Raw genomic sequence first — 17,826 nt, 5'->3', positions numbered from 1 at the left:
CGACGGGTCAGCTCGCGCCGAGGTCCTGCAACGCCTTGGCCGCGCCGCGGTGCAGCGGCACGGGGTCGGTCTTGCGGGCGGTGTCGAGGCTGATGCCCTTGGCCGCCGGGTTGGCCTGGGCCAGCGCGTCCTTCCTGTCGAACACCGTCCGGGCGATCGCGCAGGCCACGTTCGCGTTGAGGTCCTTGCGGACCAGCAGCACGTTCGGCACCACGATGGTCGGGGTGTCCGCCGACGTCTTGTACACGTCCGCCTTGATGGTCCCCGCCTGGTACGCCGGGTTGAGCTCGGCCATCTTGGGCAGCAGCGGGGTGATGTCGAGGAACTTCACCTTGTCGCCGGCCGTGGTGAACAGGTCGGTCACGCCGCCCGTGGGCACCCCGCCCGACCAGAAGAAGCCGTCGATGCTGCCGTCCTTGACGCCCTCGACGGTCTTGGTCAGGTCGAGCCGCTGCGCCTGGATGTCCTTGGCCGGGTCGAGGCCGGCGGCCTCCAGCAGGCGGTTGGCGATGACCTCGGTGCCGGACTTGGGGGAGCCCGTCGAGATCTTCTTGCCCTTCATGTCGGCGACCGAGTTGATCCCCGCGTCGGCCCGGACGACGACCTGCGTGTAGTTGTCGTAGATGCGGGCGAGCGCCTCGACCGGCTGCGGGGCGGTGAAGCTGCCCTTGCCCTGCACCGCGTTGACCGCCGTGTCGAACAGCGAGAAGGCGACGTCGTACTGGCCGCCGACGAGCTGCTCGATGTTCTGCACCGACGCGCCGGTCTCGGCGGCGGTGCCGCTCAGCTTGCCGTCGGTCGCCCCGGAGAGCTGGCCGGCGAGGGCGTTGCCGACCACGTAGTAGACGCCGGTGGCGTTGCCGGTGGCGATGCCGACGCGGGTGCTCTCGGTGACCTTGCAGGTGATCTCGCTGGCGGCGTCGTCCTTGGTGGCGCCGTCCTGACGCCCCCCGCAACCGGCGGCGCCCGCCGCGACGAGCGCCAGCGTGCCCACCCCCGCGGCGATCCGCACGTTGATCCGTCTCACTGTTTCTCCTCCCCATGGATGACCGTTGCACCTGCTGACGGCACGCCGGTCGGGCCGGCGGTGCCGCGTCTGACGAGCACACCCGCCACCATGACGGCAGCCAGGGCGGCGCCGACGGCGACGGGTACGGGTTCGAGCCAGAGCAGCGTCAGCCCGGCGAGCGCGCCGAGGACCCGCTCCGGCGTGCCGGCCGGGCCGACGCCGGGCAGCCAGCCGCCCGCCGCCACCGCCAGCACGGCGACGCTGAGGGCGGCCACCACCCCCGCCACGGCGATCCGCTGCGCGCCCCCGATGCCGAGCAGCCCGAGGCCCGTCGGCGTGACCACGAAGGCGAGCGGGATGAGGTAGGCCGGCAGGGCGTACCGCAGGGTCTGCCACATGGTCGGCACCAGCCGGCCGCCGGTCACGGCGGCGGCGGCCACGGCGGCGAGCGCGGTCGGCGGGGAGGCCTCGGAGAGGACCGCGAAGTAGAAGACGAACATCGCCGCGGCCGGCGCGGTGACGCCCAGGTCCAGCAGGGCCGGACCGATGATCACCCAGCCGATCACGAAGGACGCGGTGACCGGCACGGCCAGCCCGAGCAGGGTGAGGGCGACGGCGGCGAGCAGCGCGGTGAGCGCCAGCACCACGGCCGGATCCGAGCTGACGGCCTTGGCCCCGCTGACCAGCAGCGCCGCGGCCTGCGGACCGAGGCCGGTCTTGGTGGTGGTGGCGGTGATGATGCCCGCCGCGGCGCAGACCGCGCTCACCGCGAGCACCCCGCGTACGCCGGCGCTCAGCGCGGCCAGCAGCCGGGCCGGGGTGAGCCGGTGCCGACGGTCCAGGAAGGACAGCACCGCGGCCAGGACGGTGGCCACCACGACGGCCCGGGTCGCGGAGAAGCCCACGGCCAGCAGCACGACGATCGCGAGCAGCGACAGGAAGTGGTAGCCGAACCGGCCCAGCAGCCGCCACGGGGAGGCGGTGTCGAGCACCACCGGGCGCACCCCCGAGCGCCGGGCGTCGATCTCGACCGCGAGCAGGATGCCGAGGTAGTACAGCACCGTCGGGACGGTGGCCCAGCCGAGCACCTGGAGGTACGACACGCCCAGGTACTCGGCGATGATGAAGGCCGCCGCGCCGAGGGTGGGCGGGGACAGGATCGCCCCGACGCCGGCCGCGGCGAGCATGCCGCCCGCGCGCTCCGGCGGGTAGCCGGCCCGGCGCAGGACGGGCCAGGTGACCGCGCCGATGCTGACCGTCGTCGCCGCGCCCGAGCCGGAGACGGTGCCGAGCAGGAAGCCCGAGGCGACGGCCGTGCGGCCGGCCGCCGTCCGGGAGCGCCGGAAGGCGGCGGCGGAGAGCTCCACGAAGAACCGCCCGGCTCCGGAGAGGTCCAGCACCGCGCCGTAGATGGTGAACAGCACGATGTACGTCGCCGCGACGTCGAGCGGGGTGCCGTAGAAGCCGCTGTCGGAGTTGTAGAAGGCGTCGACGAGCTGCCCGAAGTCGAGGCCGGCGTGGGCCACCGGCCAGGACTGGGGCAGCAGCCCGCCGTAGTAGCCGTAGCCGAGGAAGACCAGGCAGACGGCCGGCAGGATCCACCCGGTGGTGCGCCGGCACGCCTCCAGCAGCAGGAGCAGCAACACGGTGCCCATGGCCACGTCGACCCCGACCAGCAGGCCCTGCCGGTCGAGGAAGGCGTCGTACCCGCCGCCGCCGTCGCCGAGGGGGACCGGCAGCACCGGGTAGAGGCAGCTCACCAGCGCCGCGGCGGCCAGCACCCAGTCGACCACGGTCGGGCCCCCGCCCTCGTCGCGGTCGCCGGTGTCGGGCCGGCTCTCCCCGTCCGCTCGCCGGGCCCCGCGCCGCAGCCGCTCGGGCAGCCGCAGGTCCGCCGGGTACGCCAGGAAGACGACCGGCAGGACGCCGGCCAGGAAGATGACGAGGTAGAACTTGCTGCCCTGCGAAAGCGGGCTGAACACCTGCCAGAGAGCGAGCAGCGCGATCGCGAGCGTGGTGCCGGTGATCAGGACGCCGACCGGCCCGGAGATGACCCGTCCCGGCTTCTCGTCCTCGAACTGGGCGGCGAGGTCGCGCGGATCGGCGCCGGCGGAATCCGTCTTGTCGAGCGGTTCCGGCGGCAGCGGCATCGGGTCTTCGTCCACAGTGGATTCCGGGCCGACAGAAGGTGGCTGTGGGGCGGGATCGCCGGAAGAGCGCACTGGTGACACGAGGGGGCACGATACGCGAATTGCATACACTAGGGAATATTGCCGGTCATGATTGCAGCCGGTAATGGTGGCGGGTAGACAATTACGCAGAGATACCGGAGCTGTGGTCGCCTTTTGATCGGAATGTGAACCGGAACTGGTGGCAATGCGGAATGCCGGGCGGCGATTGAATCCATCTTGTCCACTATGCTCCCGACAACGCCCTCCGGAACCTCCGCCCGCCCATCGGCCCGCGTGGGCACACCATCACCCGCAGTGTCGTGACGGTGAGTAATGTCGTCGCTCTCCGTGCGGCCGGTCGGCCGGTCCCGGCCGCCGAGGGGTCCCCTACCTGGTCACCGCCCCTACCGGCCGCCGCCCCCTATCGGGCCGCGGTGCGGCGGGGGCATGCCCCGGTCGGCCGGCGGCGCGTCGCGGCGGCGGGGTCGGCGTTCCGCCCGACAAACCGGTGGGACGTGTCGGACCGGGCGGTTAGGGTCGGGCGGTGACCATGCCTCAGCCACTCATCCGGGCGCGGGGGCTGGTGAAGCGGTTCGGCGACTTCACCGCCGTCGACGGCATCGACGTCGAGGTGCGCGCCGGTGAGGCCTTCGGCTTCCTCGGGCCCAACGGCGCCGGCAAGTCCTCCACCATGCGGATGATCGGGTGCATCTCCCCGCCCAGCGGCGGCGAGCTGCGCATCCTCGACATGGATCCCGTCCGCGACGGTCCGGCCATCCGGGCTCGGCTCGGCGTCTGCCCCCAGCTCGACAACCTCGACCCGGAGCTGACCGTCCGGGAAAATCTCACGACCTACGCGCGCTACTTCGGCATCCCCCGCCGGGTGGCCCGGGCCCGTGCCGCCGAGCTGCTCGACTTCGTCCAGCTCACCGAGCGGGCCGACAGCAAGGTCGAGCCGCTCTCCGGGGGCATGAAGCGGCGGTTGACCATTGCCCGCGCGCTGGTCAACGAGCCCGAGATCGTGCTGCTGGACGAGCCGACGACCGGCCTCGACCCGCAGGCCCGGCACCTGGTGTGGGAGCGGCTGTTCCGGCTCAAGCAGCAGGGCGTCACGCTGGTGCTCACCACGCACTACATGGACGAGGCGGAGCAGCTCTGCGACCGCCTGGTCGTGATGGACGGCGGCCGGATCGTCGCCGAGGGCTCGCCTCGCGCGCTGATCGAGCGGCACTCCACCCGGGAGGTGGTGGAGCTGCGGTTCGCCGCCGAGTCGCAGGAGGCGTTCGCCGGCAAGCTCGACGGCCTGGGGGAGCGGGTCGAGGTGCTGCCCGACCGGATCCTGCTCTACGTCCCCGACGGCGACGCGGCCGTGGCCGAGGTCGGCGCGTTGGGTCTGCACCCAGCCAACGTGCTGGTCCGGCGCAGCAGCCTGGAGGACGTCTTCCTCCACCTCACCGGCCGCACCCTGGTCGACTGAGCAGCCTCGGCGCCTCGTCCACAGTGGGCGCGTCCGGCGGGACGGAGCGCACCGCTGCTCGGCCTGCGTCTGCTGCGCGGCTGGTGATCCCGCCCGCCGTCCCGGCCGGGCCCGCCCAGCGGGATGCGGTGGTGAGATCGTTCCGTAGCATCGGCGGCCCGGTGGCACACGGCTTGCCGGGCGACGAGCACGGGGGTCACCACATGTCGAGGTTGGAGTTTCAGTCCCGCCACCAGGCCGGGCTGGGCGCGCTCTATCTGGGGGTCTTCGCCACCATCTGGTTCAGCGTGCCGGCCGCCGACCAACCGTTGCGGACCCTGCTCGTCGTCGGCAGCGGCGCGGCGCTGCTCACGGCGGTGGCCGGAGCGGTCGTGGTGGCCCGGAGCCGGAGGGCGGCCGCCGCCGTCGCCCGGGACCGTGCCGCCGACCGCCGTTACCTGCTGATCGTCGTCGCCGAGTTCGCCGCCGCCGGGCTGGGTGCCGCCGTGCTCGGTCTCGCCGGCTGGTCGGAGTTCATCCCGGTGCTGGTCTGCGCCGTGGTGGGGCTGCACTTCTTCCCCCTCGTGCCGGTGCTGCGCGACCCGCTGCTGCGGCCCCTCGGCGTCGCCATGTGCGCCGTCGCGATGGCCGGGCTGGTCACCGCGCTCACCTCGGGGGTGTCGGCGGGCCTGGTCGTCGGCACCGGCGCCGGGCTGCTGCTGCTCGGCTCCGCGGTGCTGTCGCTGCTGCGGGCGGTGCGCGGCTGACCGGCCCACACCCGGCCTTGCGGTGCCATCCGAGCTGAGCCGATCGGCCGTGCGGGTCATCGCGCTCTGGCCCAGATCAGGAAGCGGTCGGCCAGCCCCTCCGGTGGAGCCTTGCCGTTGAGGTCGGCGAGGTCGGCCGTGGCTTCGTACATGAGCGTGCAGAGGTAGATCAGCAGGGCGGTCCGGTTCTCGCGGTACTCGCCGAGCAGTGCCAGCCGGGCCGGGGAGCAGGGCCACGCGGCGCCGCACACCCGGCAGCGCCAGCACGGGCGCGCCGCGACGTGCGGGCGGTAGCGGGGCATCAGTGCCGGTCCTCCTCGGGCCCACGCGGCGACGGCAGCCAGCGGCCCCCGTTCGCCCGCCACTCCTGCGCGCGGGTCAGCCACCCCGGGCGTCCCGGGCCGTCGATCGGGAACGCCTCGGTCGGGGCGGTCGCCCACGCCGGCCGCTCGTTCGACACACGCTGCGGGAGCGGGGCGGGCAGCGCCGGGCGCTCGTTCGGGGTACGCCGGGGGAGCAGGGCGGGCAGCGCCCGGCGCCGGCAGCGCCAGAACCTGAGTCGCATGAGGTGAGCCTCCGTTGCTGGTGGATGGGGGCGCCCGGGACCTCGTTGTCCGCCGGGCGCCCCGGCCTGGTTCCGCCCGCCGTCCGATCCCGTGAGCGGTTCCGCTGCGTGACAGTCTGCTGAGGGCGCGACTACGGTGGGAGGTTCCGCGCGCCGACGACCAGCGCGTACGGCGGCTGACCCCAGGCGGTACGAAGATGTACGGAGGCTGTCCGTGGAAAGCTCGTCCATGCTGGACCACTTCGCCGAGGAGCTGCGGCTGGCCCGGGCCACCAGCGGCATGTCCCAGACCGCGCTGGCCGAGGTGTTGAGCTATTCGGGTGCCCTGGTCGCCAAGGTGGAGACGTGCGAGCGCCGGCCGAGCCTCGACTTCGCGCGCCGATGCGACAGGGTGTTCGGGGCGGACGGGCGGTTCGAGCGCATCCAGCGGCGGATCAGCCGGGATACCGTGGTGCCGTGGTTCCGCGACTGGGCCGGCATCGAGCAGGAGGCCAAGGCGCTGCGTACCTTCGAGCCGCTGTGTGTGCCTGGTCTGTTGCAGACCGAGGGTTACGCGCGCGCCATCCATGCCGGCGGCGGGCTGTTCGCGCCGGACGAAATCGAGCAGCAGGTGACGACCCGGCTGGACCGTCAGGGCGTACTCACCCGCGACCGGCCGCCGCTGCTCACGGCAGTCGTCGACGAGTACGTGCTGCGCCGTCGCATCGGTGGGCCGGAGGTGATGCGCGAGCAGTTGCAGCACCTGGTGAAGCTCGGCTCGACCCTGCCCCGGGTCCGAATCCACGTCGTGCCAATGTCGGCCGGGGCGTACGCTGGGCTCGCCGGACCCTTCGTGATCGCCACCTTGACCAGCGGGGAGGACATCGTCTACCTGGAGGGGCAGCGCCACGGGCAGGCGATCGACCGGGCCGAGTTCGTGCAGGAGATGGTCGAGGTGTGGGAGTCGATCCGTGGTGAGGCACTATCCCAGCAGCAGTCCCTCGAGTTGATGGCGGAAGTGGCGGAGACATGGACCTGACCGGCGCCCGGTGGCGCAAGAGCACCCGCAGCAGCGGCCAGGGCGGCAACTGCGTGGAGGTGGCCGACAACCTGCCCGGTGTGGTGGCCGTACGCGATTCCAAGGACCCGAGCGGTCCCGTGCTGGCCTTCGGCCCCGGCGCCTGGCGCGCGTTCGTCGCGCGGGTCGCCGCGCGGTAGCAGCCGGACCCGTACGAGAGTGCCCGCCCTCGACCGCAATCGGGAGCGGGCGCTTTCGCTGTCCTGACCACCACCGCACCTGCTCATCGACAGCGGTGTCGCGCTCTGCGGGAGGCAGGCTACGCCCCCACGACCGCGGCCCCGCCGGATCGGCGGGGCCGCGGGGATGGCGCTTCACGCCTCCTTTCTCAGGCCGTCAGCTCAGGTCGGGTCGCTCGGTGATGCGGAGCGCGTTGACGACCGGAGCCTTGGAACCCTGCCGGGCGATGAACCGGATCGTCGCCGAGCCGCCGCTCACCTGCACGGTGTAGGTGTGGTTGTCGGCCGTGTTCAGACCGACCTCGGCGGCGATGTCGTGCGCGGTGAGTACGGTCTGGCCGTTCAGGACGACGTCGTACAGTCGCTCGTTGGGCTTCACCTTCTGGAGCTCCGCGAACTCCATCTCGACCGTGTACGTTCCGTCCGGCAGCCCGTCGAAGCGGTACTCCATCGTGTTGTCCTGGGCGACGCGCTGGGTCTGGTAGATCTGGCCGTCCTCGGTGCCGGCGATGGGTGCCCGCGTGCTTTCGGCCTTGGTCTTGTAGACGTAGCCCCAGCCGCCCGGCGCATATGCCTGGTCGGCAGACCAGACAGCACCAGTACGGTCGGTGTAGCCACCGTCGCTGCCAGCATTCACACTCTGCTGGTACGCGGACACGACCACGGTGACCGGCAGCTGGACTGTCGGCTGCCGCCCGGCGTTGGTGATGAGCTGCACCGTGGCCGTGTGGATTCCCGGCTCCAGCCCGGTGGTGTCCACGGTGACCTTGACGTCCTGGGACTCACCCGGCGCGATGGTGCCGCTCGCCGGCTGCTCCGAGAGCCACGGGACGTCGGTGAACGACGACAGGCCGCTGTCGATGAGGTACACCTTGTTCGTCTTCTGGCCGACCGTCCACAGATTGCCGGTGTCGTCCATCTCCAGACCGGCGCCGGCCAAGTTGGGGTCGGGGTCGGGGTGCGGGAGCGACCCGAGGATTCCGCATGTGCCGGGGTCGAGCTTGTAGATGGTGCTAGTCCGGCTGTTGGTCGCAGCCCAGAGCACACCGAACGCGGCGTTCCACGCGAGGCCGGAGATCGACCCGGCGTCACCGGCCGGCCGGCACTGGCTAATGACCTCGCCGGGCTTGTCGGAGGAAAGACCCTTGATGTGGTAGAGGACGTTGTCGTCCCACCCTCCGATGTAGAAGGTGTCGTCGTCGGCCCGGTAGGCGAGGCCACGCTGGGACCAGCGGGTCCACGGAAAGGAGCCAGTGATCTTGGTCGCGAGCTCCCCTGTGGCCAGGTCCCAGCAGTAGATCCCGTTGTCGCCGCCAACGTGAACCTGGCACATGCCGGTGCCCGGGACGTAGGTCATGTCGCCCGGCCACCCGGCGGCCCAACTTGCGGGCCAGTGACGATCCGGGGTCCCGTCGCTGGTGTACTCGAAGTTGCTCTTGCCATACACGTCGGAGATCCACACATTGCCGGTGTAGCCGACGCCCCAGCCGCGCCTGGGGCCCGCCGGGGCCCACGACCGGATGACGTTGCCGGTTCCCTGCGGCGCCATGTTCGCGACGCTCGGCAGCGTGGCCCCGTTGACGTACATGCCCTCCGTGGTGCGGGCGTTCGGGTCGTAGGTGGAACTCTTCTCCGGGGTCTGCGCCAGCACGGCTTGCTTCTCGGCCGTCCGGGCGCCGCCGATCTCCTTGGCCTCCCAGGTCAGCGGGGCGCCGCCCGGGTTCTTCAAGGTGACCGTCTGCGTTCGCTGCTGGCCCGGCGGCGCGACGATGGTCAGCTTGCCCGGGCTGGCCTCGGCGACCGCGGTCGCGAGGGAGAGGTCCGCCGTGACGAACTGCTCCTCTTCCTCGAGGCTGACGTCGGCCGTCTTCCCCACGTAGTTCCTCGCCCCAACCTTGACGGTGTAGTCGCCGAACGGGAGCTGCAGCAGGTAGCCGCCGTCGGAGCGAGTGGTCGCCTTCCGGACCTCCGTGTCACCCCTCATGACAGAGACGGTCGCGCCGGCGAGGGCCTTGCCGTCGTTGGCGTCCGTCACGGTGCCACGGACATAGGCGAAGTTCGGCGCCTTGTACTCGATTGCGAGGCCGGTCCGCAGGATCGGCTCGTTGTAGCTGTACTGCAGCGCCACGGTGCCTTCGGCGTTCTCGACGCCGACGGTGGCGGAGCCGCCGTGGCCGAACTGGTCGCCTTTGAGCTCGCCGTACTGGATCACGACGTGTCCGGTCTCGGTGAGCACGATCTCCGCGTTGACGCGCGTGGCCGGCGTATCGCGCCGCTGCACGTTGCGCCACTCGATCACGAACCTGCGGTGCGGAGCGTCCCCGACGACCTGGGTCCGCACGCTGGCAAAGCTGTCGACGAGCAGGTCGTCCCAGAACGCGTAGACGGCCGCGTTCGGCGGCTCCCGGTTCGGGATCGCCGTGTTGTAGAACCGGTTGTACTGATCGGTCCCCGTGAACTCAATGAAGCCATTGATGGAGACGGTCGCCTTGGCGTAGGACGCGCCATAGAGCGGGAACGCGAACGGCAGGTTCACCGTTTTGGTCCCCTCGTCTCCAGCGAGGGCCAGGACCGTTTTCGCGTCGACGTACTTGGCGCTCATGGTCGAGCACGTGTAGCCGAAGGAGTCGGCGTGGCGTGCCAACACGGCGTCGAGAGTCTCCTCACCGTCGACGGCCAGCTCCTTCATCGCCGAGTTGACACAGCCGCCCGCCTCGAACGACAGTTGGTAGGAGCCCGCCGGAACGCGGGCGAAGGCGTACCGGCCTGAGTCATCGGTGGTCACGGGCTGGGCCGATGTGCCGACGATGGTGACCGTGGCCCCGGCGACGGGTTTGCCGCCGTCGTCGGTCACGGTGCCGCGGACGGGGTGCGTGGGAGCCGCCGCGAGGGCGAAGCTCTGCGCCGTCTCCTGGCCCTCGGTGATCGTGATGTCGGCCTCGCTCTGGACCCACCCGAAGGCAGCCGCGCTCATGTGGTGGTCACCGATCGGCAGCCGCAGGCTGAAGGTCCCGCCCGCGCCGGTCGAGGCCGTGCGCCCCTGGAGGCCTCTCGCCTCGACGGTGGCACCCACGATGGGGCTGCCGGTGCCCGCGTCAGTCACCGTGCCGGTGAGGGTGCCCCACGGACCGCGCGGGGAGGCGTCGACCGCCGCGAACGCGTCGAGGCGGCCTTCTCCCCACACGTTGTTGTCGCCCGCCGTGCCGCCGCAGCTCGTGTCGTCGACGTCGATGGCGGTGCCGTCGAGCATGGCCCGCGTCCCGGCGACGTCACCGCGCAGGCTCGGCGCCGCCGACCAGATCAGCGCGATGGTCGCCGCCAGGTGCGGCGCCGCCATCGACGTGCCGCTCATAGAGCCGTACCCGCCGCCGGGCACACTGCTTCGCACGTTGGCACCCGGAGCGGAGATGTCGGGCTTGATGACGCCGTAGGCGCCGGGTCCACGGGAGGAGAACGGCGCGATGGCGTTGTTGATGTCGGACGCGCCGACAGCGTAGCTCTCGGGGTAGTCGGCCGGGTCGCCGGGGGTGTCACAGCTCGGACCCGCGTTACCGTTGGAGAACACGGGGAAGATCCCGGCCGCGACCCACGCGCGTACCACGTCGCGATACCAGTCGTCGCCGCCTCCGATGTTGCCGCCCCAGGAGTTGTTGATCACATCCGGGCGCAGTTCGGGCCGCGGGTTCTGACCGTTCAGGTCGGTCGGCGCGAGCATCCACTGGCCGGAGGAGAGCAGGGCGGCCCGGGTGCAGCCACGGTTCTCGCAACCCTTGGCCGAGATCCACGTCGCCCCGGGGGCCACCCCGATCTGGTTGCCCTGGCCGCCGTCGCCGACCATCGTCCCCATCGTGTGGGTGCCGTGACCGTGGTCGTCGCAGGGGATGTTGCCCGCGCAGTTGTGGGTCGGGTCGAACCAGTTGTAGTTGTGGTCGAACGAGCCGTCGGTCCGGTGGCCGCGGTACTTGTTCACCAGCGCGGCGTGGTCGTACTGCACGCCGCTGTCGATGTTTCCGACGACGATGCCCTCGCCGCGGTCACCGAACTGCTGCCATACCTCCGGGGCGCGGACGCGGTCGATGTTCCACTCGACCGACTCGACCTCCGGCTGATCCTCGCCCTTGATCGGCTCGGGCAGCATGATGGTGTCGTCCTGCTCGATACGCTTGACGCCGGGCTGGGCGGCGAGCTCGTGGACAAGCGAGGCGTCGCCCTTGACCTGGATCGAGTTGTTGATCCAGAACGAGGTGTAGTGGGCGCCCTTGGACTTCAGCATCGACGCGATGCCGGCCTGGCTGGACTTCGCCTTGTCCCGCAGGGTCGAGTGGACATGGTTCCCGCGCCCGGACCAGTCCTTGATCTTGGGCGCCTGGCTCAGCTGGGCCTGGCTGTCCATCACGACCCAGAAGGTCGCCTTGCCGCCGGCCTGTGTCTGCTGCTTCACGGCAGCATCAATAGGCGCCCGGTCCGGTGCGTCAGGCTTCGACAATGGGCTCGCCCACGCGGATGTCCCCGCGGTCGTGCTGACGAGCAGCCACGACAGTGTCAATGCGACTGTCGCGAGGAAACGGTGTGGGCGGCCTCTTGGTGACCACTTTCTCATCTCACTCATCCTCTTCATCTTTCCTGGGACCTCTGGTGATCGTCCTTGTGATTGGCGCGGACCACGTTTTCTGGGCGAGGATCGAATTGACGGCCATCGCACTCTCCTGATGCGCTGCCCGGTCGCGCGCCAGGCAGCACACATTCGCACTCCTTCCGGCGGGTGGCCCGTTTGCAGGGAGAAATGATCGCTGGCCGTCGATGCTTGTCGGGCAAGTTAGCACGCTACCCACGAGTCACCTACGGCCATCCATGGCTGATCGAGGACAGTGGCTAGTGCGAGCCATCCAGGGCGGGAGCCAGGGTTGATCGGTCTTGCCCACACTCCATAGCGCCTCTAGGGTGGCGGATGTGCGCCAATGTCCCTATCTGGACAGGCGGGACGACGAACGCCCTCCGTGGGGACAGTTGCGAGGAGGTTGCGCATTGGATGCGATCGGGATCAACCCGCTGGATGAGCGGATCTACAGGGCGTTGCTCGAACGGCCGGGCAGCGACGAGTGCAGCCTCGCTGAAGCATCCGGCATCGACTCGCGGTGGGTCCGAGGGTCCCTCGCCGCGCTGGAGGCAAAGGGTCTGGCGAGCCGGCTCCCCGGCAGCCCGTCCCGCTTTCTTCCGACCCCACCCGACATCGGAATGGAGATTCTCGTCCTTCATCAGCAGCAGGAGCTGGAGAAGCTACGGCTGCGCATGTTCGAGCTTATGGACGTCTATCGCGCGAGCACGGACACCAGCGACGTGGATCGGCTCATTGAGATCCTGCGAGGACGGGAGACGATCACACAGCGCTTCGAACACATGCAGTACACCGCCAAGGACGAGATGATGTTTTTCGACTGCCCTCCGTACCTCAACGGGCCGCAGGTCGAGGCCGAGGTTGAGCTTCTCCAGAAAGGCATTCGATTTCGGACGATGTACGATCACCGAGCCCTGGAGTTCGGCGAGGGAATGGGGATAAGGGCGATAGAGAAGCTGGTCGCGGCCGGGGAGGAGGCGCGGTCCCTGCCCGAGCTTCCGATGAAACTCGCGATCGCCGACCGCAAGCTCGCCCTCATTCCGCTCGCCGCAACCACGCCCGCGGTAGAAACGGCGGTCCTCGTCCACCCATGCGCTCTGCTCGACGCCCTCATCATGCTTTTCGAGACCCTGTGGGCCCGGGCGGTGCCGATCCGGCCGAGGCTCGCGGCATCCGGCCCCCGAGCCCGCGACGCGCTCGTCCCCGACCAGGAGCGGCTGCTGACACTGCTCGGGGCCGGCCTGTCCGACACGGCGGTGGCCCGCGAACTGGGCGTCAGCCTTCGCACCGTCACCCGGCGCATCCAGACGTTGAGCAGCACCGCAGGCGCCGCCACCCGCTTCCAGTTCGGCTGGCAGGCCGGCAAGCGCGGCTGGCTGTGACCGGGCGACGGCCTTACCGTCCGCCGGCACGCGGGTGCGACGCGAGCGCGCGTGTTCAGCAAACGATGGGCCAGCTTGCCGGCCGGAAATCGCCACGACAGGTGCGTACGCCGGTCGTAGGGTGGCTGCGGCCTGTCGTACCCCCGGGGTAGGAAGGCCGTGGTGAACGGGGGTGGTCGCGTGAGCGTGGCGCAACAGGCGCGGGAGCGGGCGCGGTCGTCGCTGCCACGCGTGCCGGCGCTGGCGGTGCTGGCGCACTACTTGGTCGGCTACCGGCGCACCTGGCGGGCCGGCGTCTTCTCGTCATTCCTGCTGCCGGTGCTGACCGTGCTGGGGTTCGGGGTCGGCGTCGGGGCCTACATCGACCAGGGCGTCGGCGGGGTGCGTTATCTCGAGTGGATCGTGCCCGGCCTGATCGCGTCGACCGCCCTCCAGACGGCGATCGGCGAGTCGACGTGGCCGGTGTTCAGCAACTTCCAGTGGATCAAGACCTACTTCGCGCAGAGCGCCGCGCCGCTGCGGGTGGGCGACATCCTCAGCGGGCACCTGGCGTTCGTGCTGTTCCGGGTGGTCACCACCATCGCGGCGTTCCTGCTGGTGACGACGCTGTTCGGGGCGCTGCGCTCGCCGTGGGCGGTGGCCACGCTGCCGGTGGTGGCGCTGCTCGGCCTCGCCGTCGCCGCGCCGACCTTCGCGTACGCGTCGGTGGTGTCCACCGACAGTTGGCTGGCGATGCTGCTCCGCTTCGCGGTGATCCCGATGACGCTGTTCGCCGGGGTGTTCTTCCCCGTCGAGTCGCTGCCCACGGCGCTGCGCTGGCTGGCGTACGCGACGCCGCTGTGGCACGGCGTCGACCTGTGCCGGGCGGCGACGCTCGGCGTCGCTCCGCAGTGGTCGGTCGCCGGCCACCTGCTCTACCTCGCGGCCTGGGCGGTCGCCGGCTGGTTGCTGGCCCGCCGCGCGTTCCGTCGCCGGCTCGTCGTCTAGGAGGGGGTGTTGTGGTCAGTCTCGTCCTGCCCCGGCTGGTCGACGTCGCCGCCGCGACCCGCCGGTCGACGTCGGTGGCCGAGCGCAACGTCGCGGCCCTGAAGTCCGTCTACTGGCTGCTGCTCGTCTCCGGCTTCGTGGAGCCGCTGCTCTACCTGCTCTCCATCGGCGTCGGGGTGGGCGCGCTGGTCGGCGACCTCACGCTGCCCGGCGGCCAGGTCGTCACGTACGCGGCGTTCGTCGCGCCCGCCATGCTCGCCTCGTCGGCGATGACCGGAGCGCTGTCGGAGACGACGTTCAACTTCTTCGGCAAGATGAAGTACATGAAGCTGTACGACGGGGTGATCGCCACCCCGGTGCAGCCGTTCGAGATCGCCCTCGGGGAGTTGGGCTGGGCGATGCTGCGGGGCGGGTCCTACTCGGCCGCGTTCCTCGTGGTGATGGTGGGGATGGACCTGACCACCGTGGCCCGGGCCCTGGTCGCCTTCCCGGCGGCGGTGCTGGTCGGCTTCGCCTTCGGCGCCCTCGGCATGACGATCTCCACCTTCATGCGCAGTTGGCAGGACTTCGACCTGATGGGCTCGGCCCAGTTCACCCTCTTCCTCTTCTCCGGCACGTTCGTCCCCGCCGAGGCGTACCCGTCCCTGCTGCGCTGGGTGGTCGAGGTGACCCCGCTCTACCGCGCGGTGCACCTGATCCGCGGCGTCACCGTGGGCACGGCCGGCTGGGCGTGGGTGCTCGACGTGCTCTACCTGCTCGCGGTGCTGGTTGTCGGCCTGCTGGTCGCTTCGCGCCGGATGGGCAGGTTGCTCTACCGGTAGGTGGTTAATCGTCGCCGCTGCCGGGGCATGTCGGGGGGACATGAGCCGAGCAGAGGGAGGGGCGATGGCCTCCGACGAGTCTTCCGCCCGCGGCGGGCGCGACCGCGACGATTCCGGCGCCGTGGCCGCCGGCGGGGCGGGCGGTGACCGCCGGACGGGCCGCGCCGACCACAGCCCGGATCCGGCGCGGCGGCACCGCCCCGGGCGCGGCCCGGTCGGGCCCGACGAGGGCCCCGAAAGCCCGACGGCGCTGCCGGGCACCGGGTGGAAGGCGGCGCTGCGGCGCACGCTGCGGGAGTTCCAGGACGACAGCCTCACCGACTGGGCGGCGGCCCTGACCTACTACGGGGTGCTCTCGATCTTCCCCGGCCTGCTGGTGCTGGTCTCGATCCTGGGTCTGCTCGGCCCGCGCGCGACGCAGGGCGTCAAGGACACCGTCAACCAGGCCGTCCCGCAGGAGAACATCCGGCAGATCGTCGAGGGGGCGATCAACCAGGCGCAGCAGAGCGGGGGCTTCGCCGGGCTCGCCGCGGTCCTCGGTCTGCTGGCCGCCTTCTGGTCGGCCTCCGGCTACATCGCCGCCTTCATGCGCGCCTCCAACACGATCTACGACGTTCCGGAGGGGCGGCCGATCTGGAAGACGCTGCCGATCCGGATCGGGGTGACTGCGGTGATCGGCGTGATGCTGCTGGCCAGCGCGGTGATCGTGGTCTTCACGGGCGGCTTCGCCGCGCAGGTCGGCGAGGCGATCGGGCTGGGCTCCACCGCGGTGACCGTGTGGAACATCGTGAAGTGGCCCGTGCTGCTGCTCCTGGTCAGCCTGATGTTCGCGATCCTCTACTGGGCCTCCCCGAACGCGAGGCACGGCGGGTTCCGCTGGGTGAGCCCGGGCGGCGTGCTGGCTGTGGTGATCTGGCTGGTGATCTCCGGGCTGTTCGCCCTCTACGTCAGCAACTTCGGCTCGTACAACAAGACGTACGGGGCGCTCGCGGGTGTGATCATCTTCCTGGTCTGGCTGTGGCTGAGCAACATCGCGATCCTCCTCGGCGCGGAGTTCGACGCCGAGCTGGAGCGTAGCCGCGCCATCGAGGCGGGCCACTCGCCCGACGAGGAGCCCTACGTCGAGCTGCGCGACGACCGCAAGCTCAGGAAGAAGCGGAACGCCGCCAACCGCCGCTGACCCGACCCCCATCCCCATCCCCAGCCCCACCACGCCCCGCCGCCCACCCCGGGCGGCGGGGCGCCCCTCTGCCCCCACCGGCACCCCCGCGCCCGCACACCCCGCGATCTTGCACTTTCGACCCGGATCTCGCCCCGGTGCGTCGCATTTCGCCGGGCGCGAACTGCCAGATCGCCGAGGGTGTGCGGGCGGGTGCGGGGCGTGCGGAGTCGCGGGGGGACTTTTGCTCGATCTGACAAAAGTTGGCGTTGGATGTGCTGAAGGTATGGACAGCCAGCGCAGAAGGCTCCTACTGTGTCGGACACAACACATCGGTGGTACGTCGATGTGAACGAGGCGCGGGAAGAGGTGAGTCCGGTGCGGACGGTCGACCCCCTGCACGTCCGGCTGCTGCGGTTGCTCCGCGACGAGGGGGCGGTGTCCCGGGCCGAGCTGGGCGACCGGTTGCAGATGCCCCGCCCCCGGCTGCTGGCCGAGCTGGAACGGCTCGTCGGGCTCGGCTACGTCGCCGAGGCGGGGCTCGCGGCCTCCCGGGGCGGCCGGCGCTCCACCCTCGTCGAGCTGAGCCCCCACCTGCGGTTCGCCGCCGTCGACCTGGGTGCCAGCTCGATCGACGTCGAGGTGGTGAACGGCCGGCTGGAGCCGGTCGCCGCGTACGCCGAGCCGGCCGACATCCGCAACGGTCCGAAGGTGACCCTCCAGCGCGTCAACGAGCTGCTGCACAAGGCCCGGGTGGACGGCGCGTACGAGCGGCTCGACGCCGTCGGCATCGGCGTGCCCGGCCCGGTCAGCTTCCGCGACGGCGTGCCGGTCTCCCCGCCGATCATGCCGGGCTGGGACCGGTTCCCGGTCCGGGAGCTGCTCACCCGCGAGCACGGCTGCCCGGCGGTGGTCGACAACGACGTCAACATCATGGCGATCGGGGAGCGGCACGGCGGGGTCGCCCACTCCGTGGACGACTTCCTCTTCGTGAAGATCGGCACCGGAATCGGGTGCGGCATCTACCTCAGCGGCGAGGTCTACCGGGGCACCGACGGCTGCGCCGGCGACATCGGCCACATCCAGGTCGACTCGCACGGCCCGATGTGCTCCTGCGGCAACCTCGGCTGCCTGGAGGCCCTGTTCAGCGGCGCCGCGCTGGCCAAGGACGCGACCGCTGCGGCGCGCGCCGGCGCCTCGCCCGCGCTGGCCGAGCGGCTCGCCGCGCGGGGCGCGGTGACGGCCCGGGACGTCGCGGAGGGCGCCGGCGAGGGCGACGTCACCTGCATCCAGCTCATCCGCGACGGGGGTCGGCGGGTCGGTGGGGTCCTGGCCGGGCTGGTCAGCTTCACCAACCCGTCGATGATCGTGATCGGCGGCGGGCTCGCCCAGCTCGGGCACATCCTGCTGGCCGAGATCCGCAGCGTGGTCTACCGCCGGTCGCTGCCCCTGGCCACCGGCAATCTCCCGGTCGTCCTGTCCGAGCTGGGGCCCCGCGCCGGCGTGGCCGGCGCCGCCGTCCTGGCCAGCGACGTGGCCTTCGCGGAGGCGTCGTGAACGAGCGCGAGGAGGAGAACGTGGCCCAGCCCGAGAGGACGGCCTCCGCCGCGCCGGCGGATGTCGTCCCCGCCGACGCTCCGCTGGTCGAGCCGCCCGCC

14 protein-coding genes are annotated in these 17,826 nt (G+C 71.1%); 9 read left to right on the top strand and 5 right to left on the bottom strand.

Translation table 11 applies throughout. From position 1 onward, the window contains the following. Nucleotides 1–7 precede the first annotated feature (7 nt). Nucleotides 8–1,027, bottom strand: a complete 1,020-nt coding sequence (locus ACZ6O2_RS28315) for a TAXI family TRAP transporter solute-binding subunit (protein WP_350712264.1) — start codon at nucleotides 1,025–1,027, stop codon at nucleotides 8–10. After that, nucleotides 1,024–3,159: a TRAP transporter permease gene (locus tag ACZ6O2_RS28310; protein ID WP_466024967.1), complete on the bottom strand. Its 2,136-nt coding sequence runs from the start codon at nucleotides 3,157–3,159 to the stop codon at nucleotides 1,024–1,026. Before ACZ6O2_RS28310 ends, ACZ6O2_RS28315 begins: the two co-directional genes overlap by 4 nt. A 565-nt stretch (nucleotides 3,160–3,724) precedes the next feature. Between ACZ6O2_RS28310 and ACZ6O2_RS28305 the strand changes: the two genes are divergently transcribed. Both ACZ6O2_RS28305 and ACZ6O2_RS28300 read left to right on the top strand, forming a co-directional pair. After that, nucleotides 3,725–4,657 carry an ABC transporter ATP-binding protein gene (locus tag ACZ6O2_RS28305; protein ID WP_466024966.1) on the top strand — a complete coding sequence of 311 codons (933 nt, stop codon included), beginning with the start codon at nucleotides 3,725–3,727 and terminating at the stop codon, nucleotides 4,655–4,657. 161 nt (nucleotides 4,658–4,818) lie between these two features. Continuing rightward, nucleotides 4,819–5,403: a hypothetical protein gene (locus ACZ6O2_RS28300; RefSeq protein ID WP_466024965.1), complete on the top strand. Its 585-nt coding sequence runs from the start codon at nucleotides 4,819–4,821 to the stop codon at nucleotides 5,401–5,403. A gap of 56 nt (nucleotides 5,404–5,459) precedes the next feature. Here ACZ6O2_RS28300 and ACZ6O2_RS28295 read toward each other — a convergent pair whose 3' ends face one another. Beyond that, nucleotides 5,460–5,705, bottom strand: coding sequence for a flavin reductase (locus ACZ6O2_RS28295; protein ID WP_466024964.1), 246 nt, complete (start codon nucleotides 5,703–5,705; stop codon nucleotides 5,460–5,462). Next, on the bottom strand, nucleotides 5,705–5,968 hold the full coding sequence (locus tag ACZ6O2_RS28290) for a hypothetical protein (RefSeq protein WP_466024963.1): 264 nt from the start codon (nucleotides 5,966–5,968) through the stop codon (nucleotides 5,705–5,707). The genes ACZ6O2_RS28295 and ACZ6O2_RS28290 overlap by 1 nt, the downstream gene beginning before the upstream one ends. Before the next feature lie 214 nt (nucleotides 5,969–6,182). On the opposite strand from ACZ6O2_RS28290, the gene ACZ6O2_RS28285 reads away from it, so the two are divergent. After that, nucleotides 6,183–6,986 carry a helix-turn-helix domain-containing protein gene (locus tag ACZ6O2_RS28285; RefSeq protein ID WP_466024962.1) on the top strand — a complete coding sequence of 268 codons (804 nt, stop codon included), beginning with the start codon at nucleotides 6,183–6,185 and terminating at the stop codon, nucleotides 6,984–6,986. Further along, nucleotides 6,977–7,165: a DUF397 domain-containing protein gene (locus ACZ6O2_RS28280; protein WP_466024961.1), complete on the top strand. Its 189-nt coding sequence runs from the start codon at nucleotides 6,977–6,979 to the stop codon at nucleotides 7,163–7,165. The genes ACZ6O2_RS28285 and ACZ6O2_RS28280 overlap by 10 nt, the downstream gene beginning before the upstream one ends. A gap of 196 nt (nucleotides 7,166–7,361) precedes the next feature. On the opposite strand, the gene ACZ6O2_RS28275 is transcribed toward ACZ6O2_RS28280, so the two are convergent. Next, the gene (locus tag ACZ6O2_RS28275) at nucleotides 7,362–11,645 is read right to left on the bottom strand and encodes a S8 family serine peptidase (RefSeq protein WP_466024960.1); all 4,284 of its coding nucleotides are present in this window, start codon (nucleotides 11,643–11,645) and stop codon (nucleotides 7,362–7,364) included. A 584-nt stretch (nucleotides 11,646–12,229) separates the two neighbouring features. On the opposite strand from ACZ6O2_RS28275, the gene ACZ6O2_RS28270 reads away from it, so the two are divergent. The 5 genes from ACZ6O2_RS28270 to ACZ6O2_RS28250 all read left to right on the top strand — a co-directional run bounded on the left by ACZ6O2_RS28270 (nucleotide 12,230) and on the right by ACZ6O2_RS28250 (nucleotide 17,725). After that, the gene (locus ACZ6O2_RS28270; RefSeq protein ID WP_466024959.1) at nucleotides 12,230–13,201 is read left to right on the top strand and encodes a helix-turn-helix domain-containing protein; all 972 of its coding nucleotides are present in this window, start codon (nucleotides 12,230–12,232) and stop codon (nucleotides 13,199–13,201) included. A 186-nt stretch (nucleotides 13,202–13,387) separates the two neighbouring features. Then, nucleotides 13,388–14,188 carry an ABC transporter permease gene (locus ACZ6O2_RS28265; RefSeq protein WP_466024975.1) on the top strand — a complete coding sequence of 267 codons (801 nt, stop codon included), beginning with the start codon at nucleotides 13,388–13,390 and terminating at the stop codon, nucleotides 14,186–14,188. An 11-nt stretch (nucleotides 14,189–14,199) separates the two neighbouring features. Beyond that, nucleotides 14,200–15,009 carry an ABC transporter permease gene (locus ACZ6O2_RS28260; RefSeq protein WP_393263255.1) on the top strand — a complete coding sequence of 270 codons (810 nt, stop codon included), beginning with the start codon at nucleotides 14,200–14,202 and terminating at the stop codon, nucleotides 15,007–15,009. 64 nt (nucleotides 15,010–15,073) lie between these two features. Next, on the top strand, nucleotides 15,074–16,189 hold the full coding sequence (locus tag ACZ6O2_RS28255; RefSeq protein ID WP_466024958.1) for a YihY/virulence factor BrkB family protein: 1,116 nt from the start codon (nucleotides 15,074–15,076) through the stop codon (nucleotides 16,187–16,189). A gap of 357 nt (nucleotides 16,190–16,546) precedes the next feature. Further along, complete coding sequence (locus tag ACZ6O2_RS28250) at nucleotides 16,547–17,725, top strand: ROK family protein (RefSeq protein ID WP_350712255.1); 1,179 nt, start codon at nucleotides 16,547–16,549, stop codon at nucleotides 17,723–17,725. Nucleotides 17,726–17,826 lie beyond the last annotated feature (101 nt).

Source organism: Micromonospora sp. NPDC048040, from assembly GCF_055587185.1.
The sequence above is the reverse complement of the archived record's forward strand: the minus strand, read 5'-3'. Positions and strand labels throughout refer to the sequence as shown.